The following is a 394-nucleotide window of genomic DNA, read 5'->3' on the forward strand; positions in this document are numbered from 1 at the left end:
CCGGCCTCACGGCGCTCGATCCGACCCCGCAAAGCCGCGTGGGAATCTGCGCGGGCAATAGCGCCGAGCACATCGCCGCGCTGCTCGCCGTGCTCGCCTGCGGCAAGGTCTGGGTGCCGCTGAACCCGAAGAGCACCCGGTCCGAAATCCGCCGCATCGTCGATGTCACCGAGCCCTCGATCCTGGTGTTCGACGCCGCCTGCGCCGAACTGCTCGAAGGCGCGCCCGGCGTGCGCGTGTGCACCGGTGCGGCGCAGGGCGCGCGGCCCGCGGGCAGCACGCTCGCGGACCTGGTCCGGGACGGCGCCGGTGCGCCGCGTCCGGTGATCGATCTGCCGCCCGACGCGACCCAGGCGATCAAATTCACCGGCGGCACGACGGGGGTCCCGAAGGG

1 protein-coding gene is annotated in these 394 nt (G+C 73.6%); it reads left to right on the forward strand.

Annotation, left to right across the window (positions count from 1 at the left end; all coding sequences use genetic code 11):
- Positions 1 to 394: AMP-binding protein (locus VTU_RS26105; protein ID WP_010102203.1), on the forward strand; the 394-nt coding region annotated here is incomplete at both ends.

This window comes from Verminephrobacter aporrectodeae subsp. tuberculatae At4, from assembly GCF_000193225.1.
In the GTDB taxonomy this organism is placed as follows: Bacteria; Pseudomonadota; Gammaproteobacteria; order Burkholderiales; family Burkholderiaceae_C; genus Acidovorax; species Acidovorax aporrectodeae.